Below are 3,013 nucleotides of genomic sequence, written 5' to 3' on the forward strand. Positions count from 1 at the left end.
AAAACCTCGGTTTGGTGGAAACTCAAAACCTAGCTCGAAATGCGGTGCCAAGTTCACGGAAAATCAATGGAAAATCATTGAGTGGCGATATTGTTCTGGAAGCAGGAAATGTTGGGGCATTTTCTAGAGGATCTACAGCTACTGTGCAAGGGGAAGAAGGTGTACCTTGGAATGCGGCATCTGGTTCTTATATTGTCCAAAGGAGAGGAGATAGTCTTCTTGTTGTTCATTTTAATGTAGATTCCGGTAGTACTCCAGCCCTTCAATTACAAACTCAATACAAGAATAATAGCATAGCTTATCGTTCAGCTAGAGACCGGTTTGGATTTGAAGAGGAGTGGACAGAGTTCTATACCACTAAAAATAAACCTTCTGCTGCAGATGTAGGTGCTTATACCAAAGTTGAATCCGATAGCCATTTTATTCCATTAAATAAGAATACTAAAACAACAGGATATATTTTATCTAAAGCAGCTAATCTTTTAGACGATCCTAGCTCGCGCGATTTAGGACGTTCTGGTTTTTTAAGGCTTAATGAAGGCTTAGATGGGCTTGGTAATATGGCTATTCACATAGCCCACCCCAGTGTAGAAGGAGCCGAACATGCAAGAGGAATTTCTTTTTCCTATGGAAGTAATGGTGATGGGGATAGATTTAGAATTTCAACATATGCTTTTGATGAAAAAGGCACTTTTAAAGGACATAGAAGAATATTAACAGAAGATGATAAAGACTCATTAGGCAGTGTACCTGTTGGCGTTCCTTTACCATGGCCACAGACGAATCCACCTTCTGGCTATTTAGTTTGTAACGGGCAATCTTTTAATAAATCAACATACCCTAAATTAGGTTTAGCCTATCCATCAGGAAAGTTACCAGACTTACGTGGGGAATTTATTCGTGGTTTAGATGCTGGGCGAAATATAGATTCAGGACGCGGTGTGTTGTCTTGGCAAAATGATGAATTTAAATCTCATAAACATGAATTTGAAGCCATACGAAACGAGACAGGTAACTCAGTATGGGGAGACTTTTTTGGTACTGGTTCTGATTATGGAAGAAAAAAATATTCAGTTAGTAATAATGGTGGAGTTGAAACCCGCCCCCGTAACGTCGCATTTCTATATATAGTGAGAGCAGCATAATGAAATATACAACAGATATTAAAACAGCAAATTTTGATGAAAATGGCTTTGCAACCTCTAATGGTTGGGTACGAGTTTATCGAGCTAATACCGACACAAAAGAATATATTTGTGCAGATATGGAACGCACTGTTATTGGTGTTGGGTTATCTGCTGGTGCTTATTTGGATGCACCTGAATTACCCGATTCTGGGGATATGGCTGTTTGCCGCAGTGAAGATGAAAAATTATGGATTAATGTTCCAGATCATCGAGGGAAAAATGCTTATCACATCAAAACACTACAGCCACAGGAAGTGGAGTCAATAGGAGAATTATCTTCTGAATTTACTTTATTCGAGCCTAAAACCTCATTTGATAAATGGGATGGAAAACAATGGATAACGGACTTTAGTGAAAAACAAAAATATGATTTACAACAAATAGAAAATCAAAAACAGTCCCTGCTACATGAAACCGAACAAAAAATTATTCAATTAGAACGCAAAGTCAGACTTAATATGGCATCAAAAGATGAAATTTCACTATTACGTGAGTGGGAAATTTATAGTGTTAATTTGATTGGTCTTGATATTTCAGATGTTGAAAAAATTAATTGGCCTAAAAAACCAGAATAATAATCAGGGGCATCGGCCCCTGTGCTTATTTCGGCTGTTCTGGCCATTCAATATCAGGAGCGATAGAGCAATCTATTCGATTCAATAATACACGGTATTTACGCCATGCGGCTAATGCAGATTTTTCGACATCGATTGCCATGCCTAAATCGACAGCATCCTGCCAAATATCGATTTTCTCTGTGGCTGTACTCAGTAGATATTTTTTCTTAGATTCAGCCTGTTCCTGTTCATACTGGTGTTGTGCCTGAGCATCTATCACCCACCGTTTACCATTCCATTTATCGAATGATGTCGTTGGGGCCTCTGGCGTTGTGTTTGTCGGATAATCACCGAGCGCTGTAATCACCTGTGCGCTACCTGTTTCAATGTTGTAGACCGTTTTGCCACGGTGATCGGCAATATATTCCCATGCTGACAAATCCTGTGAGCGGCAAATAGCATAACCCTGTTTGCGGCCATCTGGTGCATCGATACATGAGTGAGCAGGGATACCGACACCTATTGGGACAAATTCTACAGAGGACGAAAAATATTCGCGTGTTTCGCTATTATAGTTATAAACAGTAATATCACCCGCGACAGTGGCAATCAGATCGTTGTTTAATTTCGCAATCATTATATTGCCCTCACAATGTAGTTAAATGCAATGTTACGGGGGCGGGTTTCATTTTCACCATTATATTCAGTTTTATATAGGCCACCCTTTATTTCTCCATTTGGTTTATCTCCATATCCAACCGCATTGTCAGTCGACAGTAATACATCTCCAGATCGGTCATTACGAATTAATACCGATGCATCCCAAGCGTCAAATGCTGTAACTCCATGCTGATGTGCACGAAAACTATCAGCCTGCCAGCTCAGCAGTGTACGCCCAACATCAATATCTCCTCTGTCATCACCCCACCCACGAATAAATTCGCCACGTAAATCAGGCAACTTAAGTGATGGATATACTTCCTCCAATTTAGGATATTGTCCTGTAATAAATGTTGAACCGTTACATTTCAACCATCCTGTTGGAGGTTTTTCCAATGGCCACGGAACAGGCACACCAACTGGTAACTCGGTTCCCATCAAACCGACGTTTAGTGACAGTGACTGTTTAAAAATAAAATGAATGGCAAAAAAATATGTTTTGGAATTTCTTAAAAACATAAATTAAATTAATTTATTTTCTGTTTTGAACTTAAAAGCATGTCCAATTTTAAATTTTAGTCCTCGAACACTCTCTTTTAACGTCGGTTT

General features: G+C 39.2%; 4 protein-coding genes. 2 read left to right on the plus strand and 2 right to left on the minus strand.

Annotated elements, in window-relative coordinates; all coding sequences use genetic code 11:
- Window positions 1-1,145, plus strand: a 1,145-nt coding sequence (locus BM100_RS22080) for a phage tail protein (protein ID WP_338066859.1), incomplete at its 5' end; no start/stop codon positions are given.
- A complete protein-coding gene (locus BM100_RS22085; protein ID WP_092514947.1) occupies window positions 1,145-1,762 on the plus strand; it encodes a tail fiber assembly protein in 618 nt (205 codons plus the stop codon). The genes BM100_RS22080 and BM100_RS22085, both read left to right, overlap by 1 nt.
- A 25-nt stretch (window positions 1,763-1,787) precedes the next feature.
- On the opposite strand, the gene BM100_RS22090 is transcribed toward BM100_RS22085, so the two are convergent.
- Entirely contained in the window at window positions 1,788-2,381 is a 594-nt protein-coding gene (locus BM100_RS22090; RefSeq protein WP_092514948.1) for a tail fiber assembly protein, read from the minus strand.
- Window positions 2,381-2,842 carry a phage tail protein gene (locus BM100_RS22095; RefSeq protein ID WP_092514950.1) on the minus strand — a complete coding sequence of 154 codons (462 nt, stop codon included), beginning with the start codon at window positions 2,840-2,842 and terminating at the stop codon, window positions 2,381-2,383. Before BM100_RS22095 ends, BM100_RS22090 begins: the two co-directional genes overlap by 1 nt.
- Between the last annotated feature and the right edge of the window lie 171 nt (window positions 2,843-3,013).

The organism is Xenorhabdus mauleonii, assembly GCF_900113945.1.
In the GTDB taxonomy this organism is placed as follows: Bacteria; Pseudomonadota; Gammaproteobacteria; order Enterobacterales; family Enterobacteriaceae; genus Xenorhabdus; species Xenorhabdus mauleonii.